Below are 17,751 nucleotides of genomic sequence, written 5' to 3'. Positions count from 1 at the left end.
ATGTTGTTCAAACCTCATCGCTTTGTACCTAAGACAGTTGCAGCGGCGGCGCTCGCCGCGCACGGACTCGCGGCGCATGCAGCCGCGCCGTTCGTGGTGCAAGACATCAAGATCGAGGGCTTGCAGCGCGTCGAACCGGGTTCCGTGTTTGCCTACCTGCCGATCAAGCAAGGCGACACCTTTACCGACGACAAGGCATCCGAAGCAATCCGCGCGCTGTACGCGACGGGCTTTTTCAACGACGTGCGCATCGCCACCCAGGGCAGCGTCGTGATCGTGCAGGTTCAGGAGCGTCCGGCCATCGCGTCGATCGACTTCACCGGCACGAAGGAATTCGACAAGGACAACCTGACGAAGGCGCTGCGCGCAGTCGGCCTCGCGGACGGCCGCTACTACGACAAGGCGCTCGTCGACAAGGCCGAGCAGGAACTGAAGCGCCAGTACCTGACGCGCGGCTTCTACGCGGCCGAGGTGAAGACCACGGTCACGCCGGTCGACGCGAACCGCGTGTCGATCCTGTTCGCGGTCGCCGAAGGGCCGAGCGCGAAGATCCGCCAGATCAACTTCATCGGCAACAAGGCGTTCAAGACGAGCACGCTGCGCGACGAGATGCAGCTGTCGACGCCGAACTGGTTCTCCTGGTACACGAAGAACGACCTCTACTCGAAGGAAAAGCTCACGGGCGACCTCGAGGCGGTGCGCTCGTACTACCTGAACCGCGGCTACCTCGAGTTCAACATCGAGTCGACCCAGGTGTCGATCTCGCCGGACAAGAAAGACATGTACATGACGGTCACGCTGCATGAAGGCGAACCGTACACCGTGTCCGGCATCAAGCTCGCGGGCAACCTGCTCGACCGCGAGGCCGAGCTGAACAAGCTCATCAAGATCAAGGCGGGCGACCGTTTCTCGGCCGAGAAGCTGCAGCAGACGACGAAGGCGATCGTCGACAAGCTCGGCCAGTACGGCTATGCGTTCGCGACCGTCAATGCACAGCCGGACATCGACCAGGCGAACCACAAGGTGAACCTGACGCTGGTCGTCGATCCGAGCCGCCGCGTGTATGTGCGCCGCATCAACATCGTCGGCAACACGCGTACGCGCGACGAGGTCGTGCGCCGCGAAATGCGCCAGCTCGAAAGCTCGTGGTTCGATTCGGGCCGCCTCGCGCTGTCGAAGGACCGCGTGAACCGCCTCGGCTACTTCACCGACGTCGACGTGTCGACGGTGCCGGTCGAAGGCACGAACGACCAGGTCGACGTGAACGTGAAGGTCGCGGAAAAGCCGACCGGCGCGATCACGCTGGGCGCGGGCTTCTCGTCGACCGACAAGGTCGTGCTGTCGGCCGGCGTGTCGCAGGACAACGTGTTCGGCTCGGGCACGAGTCTCGCGGTGAACGTCAACACCGCGAAGAGCTACCGTACGCTGACGGTCACGCAGGTCGATCCGTACTTCACGGTCGACGGCATCAAGCGGATCACCGACGTCTACTACCGCACGTACCAGCCGCTCTACTATTCGACGAACTCGAGCTTCAAGATCGTCAGCGCGGGCGGCAACATGAAGTTCGGCATCCCGTTCTCGGAAGTCGATACCATCTACTTCGGCGCGGGCTTCGAGCAGAACCGCCTCGACGTCGATTCGAACACGCCGCAGAGCTACCAGGCCTATGTCAACGAATTCGGCCGTGTGTCGAACACGGTGCCGCTGACGGTCGCGTGGTCGCGCGACGCGCGTGACAGCGCGCTGATCCCGAGCCGCGGCTACTTCACGCAGGCGAACATCGAGTACGGCGTGCCGGTCGGCAAGATCCAGTACTACAAGGCCGACCTGCAGGCGCAGTACTACTATTCGTTCTCGCGCGGCTTCATCCTGGGCATGAACATCCAGGGCGGCTACGGTAACGGCATCGGCAACCCGTACCCGATCTTCAAGAACTACTACGCGGGCGGTATCGGCTCCGTGCGTGGCTACGAGCCGAGCTCGCTGGGCCCGCGCGACTCGAAGACGAACGACCCGATCGGCGGCTCGAAGATGGTCGTCGGCAACATCGAGCTGACGTTCCCGCTGCCGGGCACCGGCTACGACCGCACGCTGCGCGTGTTCACGTTCGTCGACGGCGGCAACGTCTGGGGCAACGCGCCGGGCGGCACCAGCACGGGCGCGAACGGCCTGCGCTACGGCTACGGCGTCGGTCTCGCGTGGATCTCGCCGATCGGGCCGCTCAAGCTGAGCCTCGGCTTCCCGATCCAGAAGAACGAAGGCGACAAGTACCAGAAATTCCAGTTCCAGATCGGGACGGCGTTCTGATCGAACGCACATGACAACAGCAACGAGAGGGTAATTTTGCTAACCGGTAAGTTTTCGAAACGAGTGATGTGTGCGCTGACCGTTGCGCTGGCCTTGGGCGCGGCAACGGCGCATGCACAGGACGTCGCCCGCATCGCGGCGGTCAATTCGGATCGGATCCTGCGCGAGTCCGCGCCCGCCAAGGCGGCGCAGACGAAGCTCGAAGCCGAGTTCGCGAAACGCGACAAGGATCTGCAGGACCTGGCGGCACGCCTGAAGTCGATGTCCGATTCGCTCGACAAGAGCGGCGCATCGCTGTCGGCGGGCGATCGCGCGCAGAAGCAGCGCGATCTCGCCCAGCTCGACACCGATTTCCAGCGCAAGCAGCGCGAGTTCCGCGAGGATCTCAACCAGCGTCGCAACGAGGAGCTCGCGGCGGTGCTCGAGCGCGCGAACAAGGTTATCAAGCAGATTGCCGAGCAGCAGAACTACGATCTGATCGTGCAGGAAGCCGTATACGTCAGCCCGCGCATCGACATCACCGACAAGGTGCTCAAGGCGCTGTCCGGTTCGGCGAATTGAACGGAGCGGACGACGAATGGCATTGACGCTTGAGGAACTCGTAAAGCGGTTCGGCGGCGAGATCGTCGGCGACCGCCAGTGTCAGGTCGCGGGCCTCGCGCCGCTCGATCAGGCCGGCCCCCAGCAACTCGCGTTCCTCGCGAATCCGAAGTACCTGTCGCAGGTCGAGACGACCCGCGCAGGCGCGGTGCTGATTGCGCCGAAGGATCTGGAGAAGCTGGGCGCGGCCGCTACCGGCCGCACGTTCATCGTGACGCCGAATCCGTACGCGTACTTCGCGCGCGTCGCGCAGATGTTCATCGATCTGGCCGCACCGCCGCGTGCAGCGGGTGTGCATTCGAGCGCGACGATCGATCCGGCCGCGCAGGTTGCCGCGACCGCGGTGATCGGCCCGCACGTGGTGATCGAGGCGGGCGCGGTGATCGAAGACGGCGTGCAGCTCGACGCGAACGTGTTCGTCGGCCGCGGCACGCGGATCGGCGCCGCGTCGCACCTGTATCCGAACGTGTCGGTCTACCACGGCTGCCGGATTGGCCCGCGCGCGATCGTCCACGCGGGCGCGGTGATCGGCTCCGACGGCTTTGGCTTCGCGCCGGATTTCGTCGGCGAAGGCGACGCGCGCACGGGCAGCTGGGTCAAGATTCCGCAGGTCGGCGGCGTGTCGATCGGGCCGGACGTCGAAATCGGCGCGAACACGACGATCGACCGCGGCGCGATGGCGGACACCGTCATCGAAGAGTGCGTGAAGATCGACAACCAGGTCCAGATCGGTCACAACTGCCGGATCGGCGCGTACACGGTGATCGCCGGCTGCGCCGGGATCGCCGGCAGCACGACGATCGGACGCCACTGCATGATCGGCGGCGCGGTCGGCGTCGCCGGGCACGTGACGCTCGGCGACTACGTGATCGTCACCGCGAAGTCCGGCGTGTCGAAGTCGCTGCCGAAGGCCGGCATCTACACGAGCGCGTTCCCGGCCGTCGAGCACGGCGACTGGAACAAGAGCGCTGCGCTCGTGCGCAATCTCGACAAGCTGCGAGACCGCATCAAGGCGCTCGAGACCGCACTGGCCGCCCAGAGCGGCGGCGCGGACGCGTAACCCATATCATGCGACATCATGAACCGGGCACGGACAGCGCAGGTCGCCCGGTTCAACCGACAGGGCCGGGCGACGGCCCGCATCAGCATCTGCTTCACCACCGCGCAGCCTCTGCGTGAGACGAACCATCATGAGCACTGAAAAAATCAATCTCGACATCCACAAGATCCTCACGCTGCTGCCGCATCGCTACCCGATTCTGCTCGTCGACCGCGTGCTCGAACTCGAACCGCACAAAGGCATCAAGGCGCTGAAGAACGTGTCGATCAACGAGCCGTTCTTCCAGGGGCATTTCCCGAAGCGGCCGGTGATGCCGGGTGTGCTGATTCTCGAGGCGCTCGCGCAGGCTGCCGCGCTCCTGACCTTCGCCGAAGAACAGCCGAAGGATCCGGAGAACACGCTGTACTACTTCGTCGGCATCGATGGCGCACGCTTCAAGCGCGTCGTCGAGCCGGGCGACCAGCTGATCCTGAACGTGACGTTCGAACGCTATATCCGCGGCATCTGGAAGTTCAAGGCGGTGGCGGAAGTGGACGGCAAGGTCGCGGCGGAAGCCGAGCTGATGTGCACGGTCAAGACGACCGACGCGGCGCCCTGAGCGTCGCCGCACGCAACGCAACGCGACACATCACATTGAGAGGCAACGGCGCATGACCAGGATTCATCCCACCGCGATCGTCGAGCCGGGTGCGCAAATCGACGAATCGGTCGAGATCGGCCCGTACGCGATCGTCGGTCCGCACGTCACGATCGGCGCGCGCACCACGGTCGGTTCGCACAGCGTGATCGAAGGTCACACGACGATCGGCGAGGACAACCGCATCGGCCATTACGCGTCGGTCGGTGGCCGCCCGCAGGACATGAAGTACAAGGACGAGCCGACCCGGCTCGTGATCGGCAACCGCAACACGATCCGCGAATTCACGACGATCCACACCGGCACGGTGCAGGACGCCGGCGTGACGACGCTCGGCGACGACAACTGGATCATGGCGTACGTGCACATCGGTCACGATTGCCGCGTCGGCAACCACGTGATCCTGTCGAGCAACGCGCAGATGGCCGGGCACGTCGAGATCGGCGACTGGGCGATCGTCGGCGGCATGTCCGGCGTGCACCAGTTCGTGCGCATCGGCGCACACTCGATGCTCGGCGGCGCGTCGGCGCTCGTGCAGGACGTGCCGCCGTTCGTGATCGCGGCCGGCAACAAGGCCGAGCCGCACGGCATCAACGTCGAAGGGCTGCGCCGCCGCGGCTTCTCGGCCGACGCGATCTCGGCGCTGCGCAGCGCGTACCGGCTGCTGTACAAGAACGGCCTGTCGCTCGAGGAGGCGAAGGTGCAGTTGCGCGAGCTGGCGGAAGCCGGCGGCGACGGCGACGCGCCGGTCAAGGCGCTCGTCACGTTCATCGACGCGTCCCAGCGCGGCATCATCCGCTAAGCGATGCCGCTCCCGACCAATCAGCTCCGGCTCGCGATGGTGGCGGGCGAGCCGTCGGGCGACCTGCTCGCGGCGTCGCTCCTCGGCGGGCTGCGCGAGCGGCTGCCGGCGTCGGCCCGGTATTACGGGATCGGCGGCCAGCGGATGATCGCGCAGGGCTTCGACTCGCACTGGCAGATGGACAAGCTGACGGTGCGCGGCTACGTCGAGGCGCTGGGCCAGATTCCGGACATCCTGCGCATTCGCGGCGAACTGAAGCGCCAGCTGCTCGCCGAGCGGCCCGACGCGTTCATCGGCGTCGATGCGCCGGACTTCAACTTCAACGTCGAGCAGGCCGCCCGCGATGCGGGCATTCCGTCGATCCACTTCGTGTGCCCGTCGATCTGGGCCTGGCGTGGCGGCCGGATCAAGAAGATCGTCAAGTCGGTCGACCACATGCTGTGCCTGTTCCCGTTCGAGCCGGCGATTCTCGACAAGGCGGGCATCGCGTCGACCTACGTCGGCCATCCGCTCGCCGACGAGATCCCGATCGAACCCGACACGCACGGCGCGCGCATCGCGCTCGGGTTGCCGGCCGACGGCCCGGTGATCGCCGTGCTGCCCGGCAGCCGGCGCTCGGAAATCGCGCTGATCGGCCCGACCTTCTTCGCGGCGATGGCGCTGATGCAGCAGCGCGAGCCGGGCGTGCGCTTCGTGATGCCGGCGGCGACGCCCGCGTTGCGCGAGCTGCTGCAACCGCTCGTCGACGCGCATCCGCAACTGGCGCTGACGATCACCGAAGGCCGTTCGCAGGTCGCGATGACCGCGGCGGACGCGATCCTCGTCAAGAGCGGCACCGTGACGCTGGAAGCCGCGCTGCTGAAGAAGCCGATGGTGATCTCGTACAAGGTGCCCTGGCTGACCGGCCAGATCATGCGCCGCCAGGGCTACCTGCCTTACGTCGGCCTGCCGAACATCCTGGCCGGGCGCTTCGTCGTGCCGGAGCTGCTGCAGCATTTCGCGACGCCCGAGGCGCTCGCCGATGCGACGCTTACGCAGTTGCGCGACGACGCGAACCGCCGCACGCTCACCGAGATCTTCACCGAAATGCATCATTCGCTGCGGCAGAACACGGCCGCGAAAGCCGCCGAGGCGGTGGTCCGCGTGCTCGAACAGCGCAAGGGGCGCGCATGACGGCAGTACGCACCCCGCGTCGCCGCGCGCCGGCCGACGCGCTGGGCGGCTTCGACTTCAGCCGGCCCGACGAGATCGTCTGCGGCGTCGACGAGGCCGGGCGCGGCCCGCTTGCGGGCCCGGTCGTGGCCGCCGCGGTGATCCTCGATCCCGCGCGGCCGATCGACGGGCTCGACGATTCGAAGGCGCTCTCCGCGAAGAAGCGCGACGCGCTGTACGAGCTGATCGTCGCGCGTTCGCACGCCTATTGCATCGCGTCGGCGAGCGTCGAGGAAATCGACACGCTGAACATCCTGCACGCGACGATGCTCGCGATGAAGCGCGCGGTCGAAGGGCTCGCGGTCGTGCCGACGCTCGCGCAGATCGACGGCAACCGCTGCCCGACGCTGTCGGTGCGCGCCGAGGCGATCGTCAGCGGCGACGCGCTGGTGCCGAGCATCTCGGCCGCGTCGATTCTCGCGAAGGTCACGCGCGACCGGATGCTGGTCGACCTGCACGAACGCTTCCCCGTCTACGGCTTCAACGTGCATGCGGGCTACGGCACCGCGAAACACCTTGCCGCATTGCGCGAGCACGGCCCGTGCGAAGCGCATCGACGCTCGTTCGCGCCGGTGCGCGCGACGCTTCACCTGAGTCAATGAAAGTCATCACCTCCCGCGACAACCCGCTGTACAAGCGCCTGAAGGCGCTTGCCGGGTCGACGCCGCATCAGCGCCGCAGCGGCCAGGCGCTGCTCGAAGGTTTCCATCTCGCGAGCGCGTATCTCGATACGGGTGCGACGCCCGAACTGTGCGTCGCGACCGAAGGCGCGTTGGGCCACGCGGAAGCGCAGGCGATCGTCGCGCGCATCGACGCGCACCGGCTCGTCACGCTGCCCGATGCGCTGTTTGGGCAACTGTCGAACGTGGTCAACGGCGTTGGCTTCCTGCTGCTCGTCGACCGGCCGTCCCATGCGCTGCCCGCGCGCGTGACCGAGACCTCCGTGGTGCTCGACGGCGTGCAGGACGCCGGCAACGTCGGCTCGATCCTGCGCAGCGCGGCGGCGGCAGGCGTGAAACACGTGTTCTGCGCGCCGGGCACCGCGTATGCATGGTCGTCGAAGGTGCTGCGCTCGGGCATGGGCGCGCATTTCCTGCTGTCGATCCATGAGGACGTCGAAGCGGGCGCGCTCGCCGAGCGGATCGGCGTGCCGGTCGCGCTGACCGATTCGCATGGCGCGCAGGCGATCTACGACTGCGACCTCGCACGGCCGGTCGTCTGGGTGTTCGGCAACGAGGGCGCTGGCGTGTCGGCATTCTGGCGCGACGCGGCCACCCATCGCGTGACGATTCCGCAGCCGGGCGGGATGGAGTCGCTCAACGTCGCGGCGGCGGCGGCCGTCTGCCTGTTCGAGCAGTGCCGGCAGCAGCGGGGCGCGTGACGCGCCGGCATCGCTCCCCCGTTTTCCCGACATGAAAAAGGCCGCGTCGAACGCGGCCTTTGCTCATTCCGGCGGCAGCCCCGCGGGGCCGCGCGCGATCAGTACGACTGCCGGTCGAGGCGGATTTCCTGCAGGATCGTCGTGGCGATCTCCTCGATCGACTTGTGCGTCGACGACAGCCACTTGATGCCTTCGCGGCGCATCATCGCCTCGGCTTCGTTGATCTCGTAGCGGCAGTTCTCGGGCGCTGCGTACTTGCTGCCCGGGCGGCGCTCGTTGCGGATCTCCGACAGGCGCTGCGGATCGATCGACAGCCCGAACAGCTTTTCGCGGTGCGTGGACAGCGCCGACGGCAGCTTGCCGCGCTCGAAATCTTCCGGAATCAGCGGATAGTTCGCCGCCTTCACGCCGTACTGCATCGCGAGGTACAGGCTGGTCGGCGTCTTGCCGCTGCGCGACACGCCGACGAGAATCACGTCGGCTTCCGACAGGTTGCGGTTCGACTGGCCGTCGTCGTGCGCGAGCGAGAAGTTGATCGCCTCGATCCGCGTCTTGTATTCCTCGGTGTCCGCGTTCTGGTGGCCGCGGCCCATCGCGTGGCTCGACTTCAGCTGCAGTTCCTGCTCGAGCGGCTCGACGAAGCGCTGGAACATGTCGAGCACGAGCGCGTTCGAGCGCTTGACGATCTCGTTCGACTCGCTGTCGACGAGCGTCGTGAACACGATCGAGCGGCGGCCGTCGTGCACGGCGGCTTCGTTGATCTTCTCGACGGTCGCGTAGGCCTTGTCGAGCGAGTCGACGAACGGCACGCGCACGAGGCGGAATTTCTGGTCGAACTGGGAGAGGATCGAATGCGCGAAGGTCTCGGCAGTGATCCCGGTGCCGTCGGAGACGATGAAAACGGTAGGCAGCATGAATCTGGACGTCGAACGTGAAGGGCGGTTGCGCGGGCTGGAGGCCGCATTCCAGACGCAATGACAAGGTCGCGCCACATCCGGCAGCCGGCACGGTAGAATAGCGGCAACCTGTTGGATAAGCAATTGCGGGGGCGGTGCGCGACACGCGCGGCGAGCCCGCCGCGACCGACCAAAAATTCCCGGCAAGTTCGGCGATCTGTCTTCAAATTTCGCCCTTCTGCCGGGATTTTTGTAATTCGGGTCGAAAGATTTCCGCATCCGCGATTGTTTATCTAACAGGTTGCACAAGACGCGCCGCGCCTTTTTGCAAGCGCCCGCGTTCAAGCCCACTTGCGCGATCGAGTATTTTTTTCACACTTAGGGGCTTGTATGACTAACGCAGCAAACGTCGCAAAGGACCAGGCGTATGTAATTCCGTTCGAGCAGTTGCGGATGACCGATGTGGAGATCGTCGGCGGCAAGAATGCGTCGCTCGGCGAGATGATCAGCCAGCTTGCCGAGGCAGGCGTGCGCGTTCCCACCGGTTTTGCCACGACCGCGCTCGCGTTCCGCGATTTCCTCACGCACAACGACCTCACCGACCGCATCGCGAAACGTCTCGAGTCGCTCGACATCGACGACGTGAAGGCGCTCGCCGAAGCCGGCGCCGAGATCCGCAAGTGGATCGTCGACGCGCCGATGCAGCCGCGCCTGGAAGAGGAAATCCGTGCCCAGTTCGAGATCCTGAAGGCCAGCTCGCCGGAAGAGCTGTCGTTCGCCGTGCGTTCGTCCGCGACCGCGGAAGACCTGCCCGACGCATCGTTCGCGGGCCAGCAGGAGTCGTACCTGAACGTCGTCGGCATCGAGGACGTGCTCGACCGCATGAAGCACGTGTTCGCGTCGCTCTACAACGACCGCGCGATCTCGTACCGCGTCCACAAGGGCTTCACGCATGCCGAGGTTGCTCTGTCGGCCGGCGTGCAGCGCATGGTGCGCTCGGACGTTGGCGCGGCCGGCGTGATGTTCACGATCGACACCGAATCGGGCTTCAAGGACGCCGTGTTCATCACGTCGAGCTATGGCCTGGGCGAAACCGTCGTGCAGGGCGCGGTGAACCCGGACGAGTTCTATGTGTTCAAGACCACGCTCGCGCAGGACAAGTACCCGATCATCCGCCGCTCGATCGGCTCGAAGCTGATCAAGATGGAGTTCACGCAGCCGGGCGAGCCGGGCCGCGTGAAGACGGTCGACGTGCCGCACGAGCAGCGCAACCGCTACTCGATCACCGACGCTGACGTGATCGAGCTGGCGAAGTACGCGGTGATCATCGAGAAGCACTACCAGCGCCCGATGGACATCGAGTGGGGCAAGGACGGCCGCGACGGCAAGATCTTCATCCTGCAGGCGCGCCCGGAAACGGTGAAGAGCCAGGCGAGCGGCAAGGCCGAGCAGCGCTTCAAGCTGAAGGGCCAGTCGCAGGTGCTGGCGACGGGCCGCGCGATCGGCCAGAAGATCGGCGCGGGCCCCGTGCGCGTGATCCAGGATCCGTCGGAAATGGAACGCGTGCAGCCGGGCGACGTGCTGGTGGCCGACATGACCGACCCGAACTGGGAGCCGGTGATGAAGCGCGCGGCCGCGATCGTCACGAACCGTGGCGGCCGGACCTGCCACGCGGCGATCATCGCGCGTGAGCTCGGCGTGCCGGCGGTGGTCGGCTGCGGCGACGCGACCGACGTGCTGAAGGACGGCGCGCTCGTCACCGTGTCGTGCGCGGAAGGCGACGAAGGCAAGATCTACGACGGGCTGCTCGAGACGGAAGTCACCGAAGTGCAGCGCGGCGAACTGCCGGAAATCCCGGTGAAGATCATGATGAACGTCGGCAACCCGCAGCTTGCGTTCGACTTCTCGCAGCTGCCGAACGCCGGTGTCGGCCTCGCGCGTCTCGAGTTCATCATCAACAACAACATCGGCGTGCACCCGAAGGCGATCCTCGAGTACCCGAACATCGACCAGGATCTGAAGAAGGCGGTCGAGAGCGTCGCGCGCGGTCATGCGTCGCCGCGTGCGTTCTACGTCGACAAGCTGACGGAAGGCATCGCGACGATCGCCGCGGCGTTCTACCCGAAGCCCGTGATCGTGCGCATGTCCGACTTCAAGTCGAACGAGTACAAGAAGCTGATCGGCGGTTCGCGCTACGAGCCGGACGAGGAAAACCCGATGCTGGGCTTCCGCGGCGCGTCGCGCTACATCGCCGACGACTTCGCGCAGGCGTTCGAGATGGAGTGCCTCGCGCTCAAGCGCGTGCGTGACGAGATGGGCCTGAGCAACGTCGAGATCATGGTGCCGTTCGTGCGGACCGTGAAGCAGGCGGAGCGCGTTGTGAACCTGCTCGCGAAGTACGGCCTGAAGCGCGGCGAAAACGGCCTGCGCCTCATCATGATGTGCGAAGTGCCGACCAACGCGATCCTCGCCGAAGAGTTCCTGCAACACTTCGACGGTTTCTCGATCGGCTCGAACGACCTCACGCAGCTCACGCTCGGCCTCGATCGCGATTCGGGCATGGAACTGCTCGCTGTCGACTTCGACGAGCGCGACCCGGCGGTCAAGTTCCTGCTGAAGCGTGCGATCGACACCTGCCGCAAGATGGGCAAGTACGTCGGCATCTGCGGCCAGGGCCCGTCCGATCACCCGGACTTCGCGCAATGGCTGACCGACGAAGGCATCGTGTCGATCTCGCTGAACCCGGACACGATCATCGATACGTGGCAGGCGCTCGCCAACCGCAAGTAAGGTCGGCAACGGTTCTCCGGCGGGCGGCGCATGCGCCCGCCCGCTGAAGGCAAACCGCAAGGTTCATGCTATAAACACCCCGGTAAGCACCGGGGTGTTTTTGCTTGTAGGAGACCACACAATGTCAGGGCAACTGTTCTGGTGGATCGGGGTGGGCGTGCTGGTTGTCGGCGAGCTGCTGACCGGCACGTTCAATCTGTTGATGATCGCGCTCGGCTTCCTCGCCGGCGGCCTGCTGCAGGTGGCCGGCTTCCCGCCGCACCTGCAGTTCGCGGCCGCCGCCGGGGTGGCGATCGCCGCGATGATCGTGCTGCGCCGCTCGGGGCTCGGGCGCAGGCAGAAGCGCGACGCATCGGCCAATCCGGACATCAATCTCGATATCGGCGCGACGGTCACGGTCGACGCATGGCGCGATCGCCGCGCGCGCGTGCAGTATCGCGGCGCCGAATGGGATGTCGAGCTGGCCGACGGCGAACGCGACGACGCGCGCCTCTACCAGGTGAGCGCCGTGCGCGGCAACTGTCTCGTGGTCGTAGCGAAACCCGCGGTCTGATCGTCCGCTGACAACAAGGAGGGAACGCTTCATGGACTCGCTGATCATCTGGGTCGTCCTGCTCGTCATTGCCGTCGTGATCGTCTCCAAGACGGTGAAGATCGTGCCGCAGCAGCACGCGTGGGTGCTCGAACGCTTCGGGCGCTATCACGCGACGCTGTCGCCGGGCCTGAACATCGTGCTGCCGTTCGTCGACCGCATCGCGTACCGGCACGTGCTGAAGGAAATTCCGCTCGACGTGCCGAGCCAGGTCTGCATCACGCGCGACAACACGCAGCTGCAGGTCGACGGCGTGCTGTATTTCCAGGTGACCGATCCGATGAAGGCGTCGTACGGGTCGAGCAACTTCGTGCTCGCGATCACGCAGCTCGCGCAGACGACATTGCGTTCGGTGGTCGGCAAGCTCGAGCTCGACAAGACGTTCGAGGAGCGCGATTTCATCAACCACAATATCGTGTCGGCGCTGGACCAGGCCGCGGCGAACTGGGGCGTGAAGGTGCTGCGCTACGAGATCAAGGATCTCACGCCGCCGAAGGAAATCCTGCACGCGATGCAGGCGCAGATCACCGCGGAGCGGGAAAAGCGCGCGCTGATCGCCGCATCGGAAGGCCGCAAGCAGGAGCAGATCAACCTCGCATCCGGCGCGCGCGAGGCGGCGATCCAGAAATCCGAAGGCGAGCGGCAGGCGGCGATCAACCAGGCGCAGGGCGAGGCGGCCGCGATTCTCGCGGTGGCGGAGGCGAACGCGCAGGCGATCCAGAAGATCGCCAACGCGATCCAGTCGCAGGGCGGGATGGACGCAGTGAACCTGAAGGTCGCCGAGCAGTACGTCGGCGCGTTCTCGAATCTCGCGAAGCAGGGCAACACGCTGATCGTGCCGTCGAACCTGTCGGATCTCGGCACCGCGATCGCGTCGGCGCTGTCGATCGTCAAGCGCGCGACGCCGGCGGCCTCCGGCGCGCCGGCCGGCAAGGCTTGATCGGCGGGATCGCGGCGGCGGCGCCCAGGGCCGCGAGGGTGCGGCGAATTGCCGCCTGATCGCGTGCAGGCATCGCGTATTCGCCTCCGGTTTTCGCTATTTGCGGCATGAAACGACAACGGCCCGCTTCGAGCGGGCCGTTGCATGTGCGGTCGTGGCGGTGCGCGTCAGGTGCCGGCGCGCATGATGCGCGCCTTCTCGCGCTCCCAGTCGCGCTTCTTCTCGGTTTCGCGCTTGTCGTGCAGCTTCTTGCCTTTCGCGAGGCCGATGTCGCATTTCACGCGGCCGCCCTTGTAGTGGAAGTTCAGCGGCACGAGCGTGTAGCCGCGCTGCTCGACCTTGCCGATCAGTTTCTTGATCTCCTCGGCGTGCAGCAGCAGCTTGCGGGTGCGCACGGGGTCGGGCTTGATGTGCGTCGAGGCTTCGGGCAGCGGGCTGATGTGGGTGCCGATCAGGAAGATCTCGGCGTTCTTCACGACCACGTAGCCTTCCTTGATCTGGCCGCGGCCGGCGCGCAACGCCTTGACCTCCCAGCCCTCGAGCACGAGCCCCGCCTCGTAGCGTTCCTCGATGTGGTAATCGAAGTGCGCTTTCCTGTTGTCGATGATGCTCATGAAAGGATCGGGCCAACTCGTTTAAAATCACGATTTTAGCAAAGCGGGGCGGGAATCGCCCGGCTTGCGTTCTCACCTTTGCGATGCCGCGCGATTTATGGCAGATGTCCAGAAAACCGTATTGATCCGTCACTCGGCGGAACAGATGTTCGACCTCGTCACCGACGTGGCCGACTACCCCAATTTCCTGCCCTGGTGCGGCGGTATCGAGATTCGCCGCCAGGACGAGAACGGGATGGAGGCGCGCATCGACATCAACTTCAAGGGCATCCGGCAGCATTTCGCGACCCGCAACTCGCAGCAGCGCCCGACGCGGATCGACATGGAGTTCGCGGACGGCCCGTTCAAGAAGTTCACCGGCTCGTGGCGCTTCACGCCGCTGCGCGCCGACGCATGCAAGATCGAGTTTTCGCTGCATTACGAGTTCTCGAACATCCTGCTCGAGAAGATCATCGGGCCGGTGTTCAACCATATCGCGAACACGTTCGTCGACTCGTTCGTCAAGCGCGCCGACCAGCGTTACGGGAAGGGGTGACGCGATGCTGTCGATCGAAGTCTGCTACGCGCTGCCGGAGCGCCAGTCGCTGATCCCGGTGACGCTGCCGGACGGCGCGACCGTCCGCGATGCGATCGACGCGAGCGGCGTGCTCGCGCTGCATCCGGAGATCGATCTCGACCACGCGAAGACAGGCGTATTCGGCAAGCTCGCGCCGCTCGACGCGCCGCTTGCCGACCACGATCGGGTCGAGATCTACCGGCCGCTGATCGTCGACCCGAAGGTCGCGCGCCAGCGCCGCGTCGAGAAAACCCGCCGCGCGGGCTCCGTCGAGGGCCGCAAGTGGCAGCACAAGGATTCGCGCTGACACGTCACCTGTAGCCCGCTGCCGCGAATCGCGTCGCGCTGAAGCCCGCGATTCGCTCGCCATTCATCCGATGAAACCCGCCGCGCTCAGTGCGCGGTGAGGTTCGCGTTCAGCGGATCGTCGTCGGAGTGCGTGTTGCTGTGCTGGCGCACCGAGCCGTAGACGCCCGCGAGCAGCAGCACGAGCGCCGCGATCTCGAGCACGCGCGGCAGGCGATGGTCGTAGACGAACGCGTACAGCAGTGCGAAGACGGTCTCGAACACGATCAGCTGGCCCGACAGCGTGAGCGGCAGCCGTTTCGACGCGGCGTTCCACAAGCCGTTGCCGAGCCACGACGCGCCGATCGCGAGGCCGAGGTTCAGCAGCCAGAACAGCTGCCAGCGCGACGCCGGCAGCGCCTGCTGTACCGTGCCGGCCGGCAGCGCGAGGATCGCGAGCCAGCACAGCCCGCCGATCAGCCCGGTCACGACGCCCCACAGCACCGACCAATCGTTGCCGTCGAAATGGTGGTGGCGCTGCAGGTAGCGTGCGTTCGCCACCGCGTACCAGGTCCAGCTTGCGAGTGCGCCCGCCGCGCACGCGATGCCCGCGAGCTTCTGCGCGAGCGTCGTCGCCTGCGCGGCCTCGGACGTGAACAGATCGACGTTGATGCAGGCGATGCCCGCGACGACCAGCGCGAGCGGGCCGGCGAGCCGCTTGAGCGGCACCGCGCCGTGGTCGCCGAGGCCGGCGAGCGTGACCGTCACGGGCAGCACGCCGACGATCAGCGAGCTCGGCGCGATGCCGATCAGGTGCACCGCGCCGGACAGCAGCATGTAGTACGCGACGTTGCCGATCAGCGCGAGCTTCACGAGCGCGACGAAATCCTCGCGGGTGAGGCGCGCGAGCAGCGAGCGCGCGGCCGGCAGCGCGGCCGCGACCGACACGAGGCCGTACATCGCGTAGCGCCCGGCGCTCAGCAGCAGCGGCGAGAAGTCGGTCAACAGTCTCGGGACCAGGAACACCATGCCCCACAGGGCCCCCGCCAATACCCCATACACCACACCGCGCTGCATCGACTTCTCCGGCTGAATTGCTGATGAGCGCGCATCTTAGCGGGGCTGGCCGGGTATCGTCTTGTTCATTCCTGCACTCCGCGAGCGGGGCGGCGCACGGCCCGCACCTTGCCGCTGCTGCCGCCGCCGCAGAAGAACCGGTCGCCGCCGTCGGATTCGAGCCCCGATACGCCGACGCCCGGCGGCATCTCGACGCGTTCGAGCACCTGTCCCGACTGCGGGTCGATGCGCCGCAGCTCGCTCGCATCGTTCTCCCAGGTGCCGTGCCACAGCTCGCCGTCGACCCAGGTCACGCCCGTCACGAAACGGTTCGATTCGATGGTGCGCAGCAGCGCGCCCGTCTGCGGATCGATCTGATGAATCTTGCGTGCGCGATACTCGCCGACCCACAGCGCCCCTTCGGCCCACGCGAGCCCCGAGTCGCCGCCGTTGCCCGGCGCGGGGATCGTCGCGAGCACTTGGCCGGTCTGCGGATCGATCTTCTCGATACGGTTCTCGACGATCTGGAACAGGTGCCGGCCGTCGAACGCCGTGCCCGCATGCGCGGCGACGTCGAGCGAGCGCACCGTCCGGCCGCTGTCGGGGTCGAGCGCGTTCAGCCGGTCGCCGGACGCGAACCAGACGTTGCGGCCGTCGAACGTGACGCCGTGCACGCCGTCGACGCCCGGGAACGGGCCGTATTCGCGGATGATGTCTGCGGGGGTGTGTTTCATGTCGGCATCCTCGTCGTTGGGTAACGACATCCTAGTCGCCGGGCAGCGGGGCAGGGAGTAACAAGGTCGTCGCGAATGCGGGGACGGGCGGCGTCGTCCAGCGGCGCGCCCGCCCGCGGCCGAGCGCCTGCACCTTGCCGGCCTGCGCGAGCGCGTCGAGTGCGCGCTGCACCGTGCGCTGGCTGGCGTCGAGCGCGAGCGCCAGCGCGGAACTCGACCACGATTCGCCATCGGCGAGGAGGGCGAGCACCGTCGCATGCTGCTCGTCGACCGGGCGCGCGAGCACGACCACCTCGCGTGCACCGTGCGGCGCGAGCGCGAATCCGCGCGGCGTCGCGGTGACGTTCGCGAGCGGACGGAGTAGCGCGCGAAGCCGGCCGATCTCCACGCGCAGGCGCGCGCGATGCGATTCGTCCGCGTGTTTCGCGCGAAACGCGGCGGCGACGAGCGCATCCCTCGGCACGTCCGCCGGCCATGCCTCGCCGAGCGCGCGGGCGAGCACGAACAGCACCGGCCGCCGCGCGAGCGGGATCGTCATGCCCGCGTCGCGCACGGCATGGCGGCATGCGTCCACGACGACGGCGTTCGACGCCAGCAGCGCCTCCACTTCGTCGAGCAGCAAGGGCCGCGCGTCGCCGCGCGCGATCAGCCGTGCGGCCGGTGCGTCGAGGATGCGGCGGGCGCCGTCGACCTCGGCCGTCAGCGCGGCGATGCCGGCGTCGTGCGCGGCTTGCCGCGCGCGGGCAAGCGCCGCGCGTGCCGCCTGGGCGCGGATGCGCCGCATCGCGATGCCCGCGGCGACGAGCGCGTGCGCGGCGCGCGAGGCCGCAGGCAGCGGCGCGGGGTCGATGCCGGCCAGCACGCGCTCGGCGTCGTCGAGACGCCCGAGCAGCAGCAGGCGGCGCACATCGAGATAGCGCGCGTGCGCGGCATTGACGCGATCGCCATGCGCGTCGAGCGTCGCGCGGGCTGCGTCGAGCGCCTTGGCCGGCCAGTGGAGATCGCGCGACGCGAACGCGATCTCGGCTTCCGCGACGACGCAGCGCGCACGGGCCACGGCCTCCTTCGGGCCGAACGCGCGCGCGGCGCTGCGCACGAGCGCCTTCGCGCGTGCGAAGTCACCGAGCTGCGCCATCGCGATGCCGCGTAGCGCGAGCGCGGGCGCATCGTCGCGCAATGCGACCCGGTTCAGCGCGCCGAGCGGATCACCGGCGGCGAGTGCGCGGGCCGCGGCGGTAATCAGCGCATCCATCCGAATCCCGCCACACTTGTCACTCCCGTCGTTC

General features: G+C 66.8%; 18 protein-coding genes. 13 read left to right on the top strand and 5 right to left on the bottom strand.

The window, feature by feature from the left end; all coding sequences use genetic code 11:
• The 8 genes from bamA to HWY45_RS24260 all read left to right on the top strand — a co-directional run bounded on the left by bamA (position 1) and on the right by HWY45_RS24260 (position 8,002).
• Positions 1-2,310, top strand: a complete 2,310-nt coding sequence (gene bamA, locus HWY45_RS24295; RefSeq protein ID WP_059563465.1) for an outer membrane protein assembly factor BamA — start codon at positions 1-3, stop codon at positions 2,308-2,310.
• 66 nt (positions 2,311-2,376) lie between these two features.
• Positions 2,377-2,871, top strand: coding sequence for an OmpH/Skp family outer membrane protein (locus tag HWY45_RS24290; protein WP_059563464.1), 495 nt, complete (start codon positions 2,377-2,379; stop codon positions 2,869-2,871).
• Positions 2,872-2,887: 16 nt separating this feature from the next.
• Positions 2,888-3,970, top strand: a complete 1,083-nt coding sequence (gene lpxD, locus HWY45_RS24285; protein ID WP_059885168.1) for a UDP-3-O-(3-hydroxymyristoyl)glucosamine N-acyltransferase — start codon at positions 2,888-2,890, stop codon at positions 3,968-3,970.
• 130 nt (positions 3,971-4,100) lie between these two features.
• Positions 4,101-4,568 (top strand): 3-hydroxyacyl-ACP dehydratase FabZ, encoded by a 468-nt coding sequence (gene fabZ / locus HWY45_RS24280; RefSeq protein WP_017331951.1) that lies wholly within the window; start codon positions 4,101-4,103, stop codon positions 4,566-4,568.
• Between the two features lie 52 nt (positions 4,569-4,620).
• Positions 4,621-5,409, top strand: coding sequence for an acyl-ACP--UDP-N-acetylglucosamine O-acyltransferase (lpxA, locus tag HWY45_RS24275; RefSeq protein WP_059563462.1), 789 nt, complete (start codon positions 4,621-4,623; stop codon positions 5,407-5,409).
• 3 nt (positions 5,410-5,412) lie between these two features.
• Positions 5,413-6,582 (top strand): lipid-A-disaccharide synthase, encoded by a 1,170-nt coding sequence (gene lpxB, locus HWY45_RS24270; RefSeq protein ID WP_059563461.1) that lies wholly within the window; start codon positions 5,413-5,415, stop codon positions 6,580-6,582.
• Positions 6,579-7,223 (top strand): ribonuclease HII, encoded by a 645-nt coding sequence (gene rnhB, locus HWY45_RS24265; RefSeq protein WP_059885166.1) that lies wholly within the window; start codon positions 6,579-6,581, stop codon positions 7,221-7,223. The genes lpxB and rnhB overlap by 4 nt, the downstream gene beginning before the upstream one ends.
• Positions 7,220-8,002: a TrmH family RNA methyltransferase gene (locus tag HWY45_RS24260; protein ID WP_017331947.1), complete on the top strand. Its 783-nt coding sequence runs from the start codon at positions 7,220-7,222 to the stop codon at positions 8,000-8,002. Before rnhB ends, HWY45_RS24260 begins: the two co-directional genes overlap by 4 nt.
• A 98-nt stretch (positions 8,003-8,100) precedes the next feature.
• Here the strand turns inward: HWY45_RS24260 and ppsR are convergent, their stop codons facing one another.
• Positions 8,101-8,916 carry a posphoenolpyruvate synthetase regulatory kinase/phosphorylase PpsR gene (gene ppsR / locus HWY45_RS24255; protein WP_017331946.1) on the bottom strand — a complete coding sequence of 272 codons (816 nt, stop codon included), beginning with the start codon at positions 8,914-8,916 and terminating at the stop codon, positions 8,101-8,103.
• A 372-nt stretch (positions 8,917-9,288) separates the two neighbouring features.
• On the opposite strand from ppsR, the gene ppsA reads away from it, so the two are divergent.
• The 3 genes from ppsA (at position 9,289) to HWY45_RS24240 (ending at position 13,220) form a co-directional block, all read left to right on the top strand.
• A complete protein-coding gene (gene ppsA / locus HWY45_RS24250; protein WP_059563459.1) occupies positions 9,289-11,688 on the top strand; it encodes a phosphoenolpyruvate synthase in 2,400 nt (799 codons plus the stop codon).
• A gap of 121 nt (positions 11,689-11,809) precedes the next feature.
• Positions 11,810-12,241: an NfeD family protein gene (locus HWY45_RS24245; protein ID WP_059563458.1), complete on the top strand. Its 432-nt coding sequence runs from the start codon at positions 11,810-11,812 to the stop codon at positions 12,239-12,241.
• 31 nt (positions 12,242-12,272) lie between these two features.
• Complete coding sequence (locus HWY45_RS24240; protein WP_059563457.1) at positions 12,273-13,220, top strand: SPFH domain-containing protein; 948 nt, start codon at positions 12,273-12,275, stop codon at positions 13,218-13,220.
• A gap of 167 nt (positions 13,221-13,387) precedes the next feature.
• On the opposite strand, the gene smpB is transcribed toward HWY45_RS24240, so the two are convergent.
• The gene (smpB, locus tag HWY45_RS24235; RefSeq protein WP_017331942.1) at positions 13,388-13,834 is read right to left on the bottom strand and encodes an SsrA-binding protein SmpB; all 447 of its coding nucleotides are present in this window, start codon (positions 13,832-13,834) and stop codon (positions 13,388-13,390) included.
• A 97-nt stretch (positions 13,835-13,931) separates the two neighbouring features.
• Between smpB and HWY45_RS24230 the strand changes: the two genes are divergently transcribed.
• Together HWY45_RS24230 and HWY45_RS24225 are read left to right on the top strand one after the other, a co-directional pair.
• Positions 13,932-14,369: a type II toxin-antitoxin system RatA family toxin gene (locus tag HWY45_RS24230; protein ID WP_059563456.1), complete on the top strand. Its 438-nt coding sequence runs from the start codon at positions 13,932-13,934 to the stop codon at positions 14,367-14,369.
• Positions 14,370-14,373: 4 nt separating this feature from the next.
• Entirely contained in the window at positions 14,374-14,697 is a 324-nt protein-coding gene (locus HWY45_RS24225; RefSeq protein WP_059563455.1) for an RnfH family protein, read from the top strand.
• An 86-nt stretch (positions 14,698-14,783) separates the two neighbouring features.
• Here HWY45_RS24225 and HWY45_RS24220 read toward each other — a convergent pair whose 3' ends face one another.
• From HWY45_RS24220 to HWY45_RS24210, 3 genes are all read right to left on the bottom strand, one after another.
• Positions 14,784-15,752 carry a DMT family transporter gene (locus HWY45_RS24220; RefSeq protein WP_059563454.1) on the bottom strand — a complete coding sequence of 323 codons (969 nt, stop codon included), beginning with the start codon at positions 15,750-15,752 and terminating at the stop codon, positions 14,784-14,786.
• A gap of 65 nt (positions 15,753-15,817) precedes the next feature.
• Positions 15,818-16,465, bottom strand: coding sequence for a Vgb family protein (locus HWY45_RS24215; protein WP_059809840.1), 648 nt, complete (start codon positions 16,463-16,465; stop codon positions 15,818-15,820).
• A gap of 31 nt (positions 16,466-16,496) precedes the next feature.
• Positions 16,497-17,717: a hypothetical protein gene (locus tag HWY45_RS24210; protein ID WP_059885164.1), complete on the bottom strand. Its 1,221-nt coding sequence runs from the start codon at positions 17,715-17,717 to the stop codon at positions 16,497-16,499.
• Positions 17,718-17,751 lie beyond the last annotated feature (34 nt).

The sequence above is a fragment of the Burkholderia stagnalis genome (genome assembly GCF_902830275.1).
Lineage (GTDB): Bacteria > Pseudomonadota > Gammaproteobacteria > Burkholderiales > Burkholderiaceae > Burkholderia > Burkholderia stagnalis.
Note: the sequence above shows the minus strand (reverse complement) of the source record. Positions and strands in the feature narration are given on the sequence as shown.

Excerpts from the sequence above, each read along its gene's own strand:
- rnhB (WP_059885166.1), top strand. The coding sequence starts at position 6,579 with ATGACGGCAGTACGCACCCCGCGTCGCCGCGCGCCGGCCGACGCGCTG.
- HWY45_RS24225 (WP_059563455.1), top strand. The coding sequence starts at position 14,374 with ATGCTGTCGATCGAAGTCTGCTACGCGCTGCCGGAGCGCCAGTCGCTG.
- HWY45_RS24290 (WP_059563464.1), top strand. The coding sequence starts at position 2,377 with ATGTGTGCGCTGACCGTTGCGCTGGCCTTGGGCGCGGCAACGGCGCAT.
- HWY45_RS24260 (WP_017331947.1), top strand. The coding sequence starts at position 7,220 with ATGAAAGTCATCACCTCCCGCGACAACCCGCTGTACAAGCGCCTGAAG.
- fabZ (WP_017331951.1), top strand. The coding sequence starts at position 4,101 with ATGAGCACTGAAAAAATCAATCTCGACATCCACAAGATCCTCACGCTG.
- HWY45_RS24220 (WP_059563454.1), bottom strand. The coding sequence starts at position 15,752 with ATGCAGCGCGGTGTGGTGTATGGGGTATTGGCGGGGGCCCTGTGGGGC.
- HWY45_RS24245 (WP_059563458.1), top strand. The coding sequence starts at position 11,810 with ATGTCAGGGCAACTGTTCTGGTGGATCGGGGTGGGCGTGCTGGTTGTC.
- lpxB (WP_059563461.1), top strand. The coding sequence starts at position 5,413 with ATGCCGCTCCCGACCAATCAGCTCCGGCTCGCGATGGTGGCGGGCGAG.
- ppsA (WP_059563459.1), top strand. The coding sequence starts at position 9,289 with ATGACTAACGCAGCAAACGTCGCAAAGGACCAGGCGTATGTAATTCCG.
- bamA (WP_059563465.1), top strand. The coding sequence starts at position 1 with ATGTTGTTCAAACCTCATCGCTTTGTACCTAAGACAGTTGCAGCGGCG.
- HWY45_RS24240 (WP_059563457.1), top strand. The coding sequence starts at position 12,273 with ATGGACTCGCTGATCATCTGGGTCGTCCTGCTCGTCATTGCCGTCGTG.
- smpB (WP_017331942.1), bottom strand. The coding sequence starts at position 13,834 with ATGAGCATCATCGACAACAGGAAAGCGCACTTCGATTACCACATCGAG.
- HWY45_RS24210 (WP_059885164.1), bottom strand. The coding sequence starts at position 17,717 with ATGGATGCGCTGATTACCGCCGCGGCCCGCGCACTCGCCGCCGGTGAT.
- ppsR (WP_017331946.1), bottom strand. The coding sequence starts at position 8,916 with ATGCTGCCTACCGTTTTCATCGTCTCCGACGGCACCGGGATCACTGCC.
- HWY45_RS24215 (WP_059809840.1), bottom strand. The coding sequence starts at position 16,465 with ATGAAACACACCCCCGCAGACATCATCCGCGAATACGGCCCGTTCCCG.
- HWY45_RS24230 (WP_059563456.1), top strand. The coding sequence starts at position 13,932 with ATGGCAGATGTCCAGAAAACCGTATTGATCCGTCACTCGGCGGAACAG.
- lpxA (WP_059563462.1), top strand. The coding sequence starts at position 4,621 with ATGACCAGGATTCATCCCACCGCGATCGTCGAGCCGGGTGCGCAAATC.
- lpxD (WP_059885168.1), top strand. The coding sequence starts at position 2,888 with ATGGCATTGACGCTTGAGGAACTCGTAAAGCGGTTCGGCGGCGAGATC.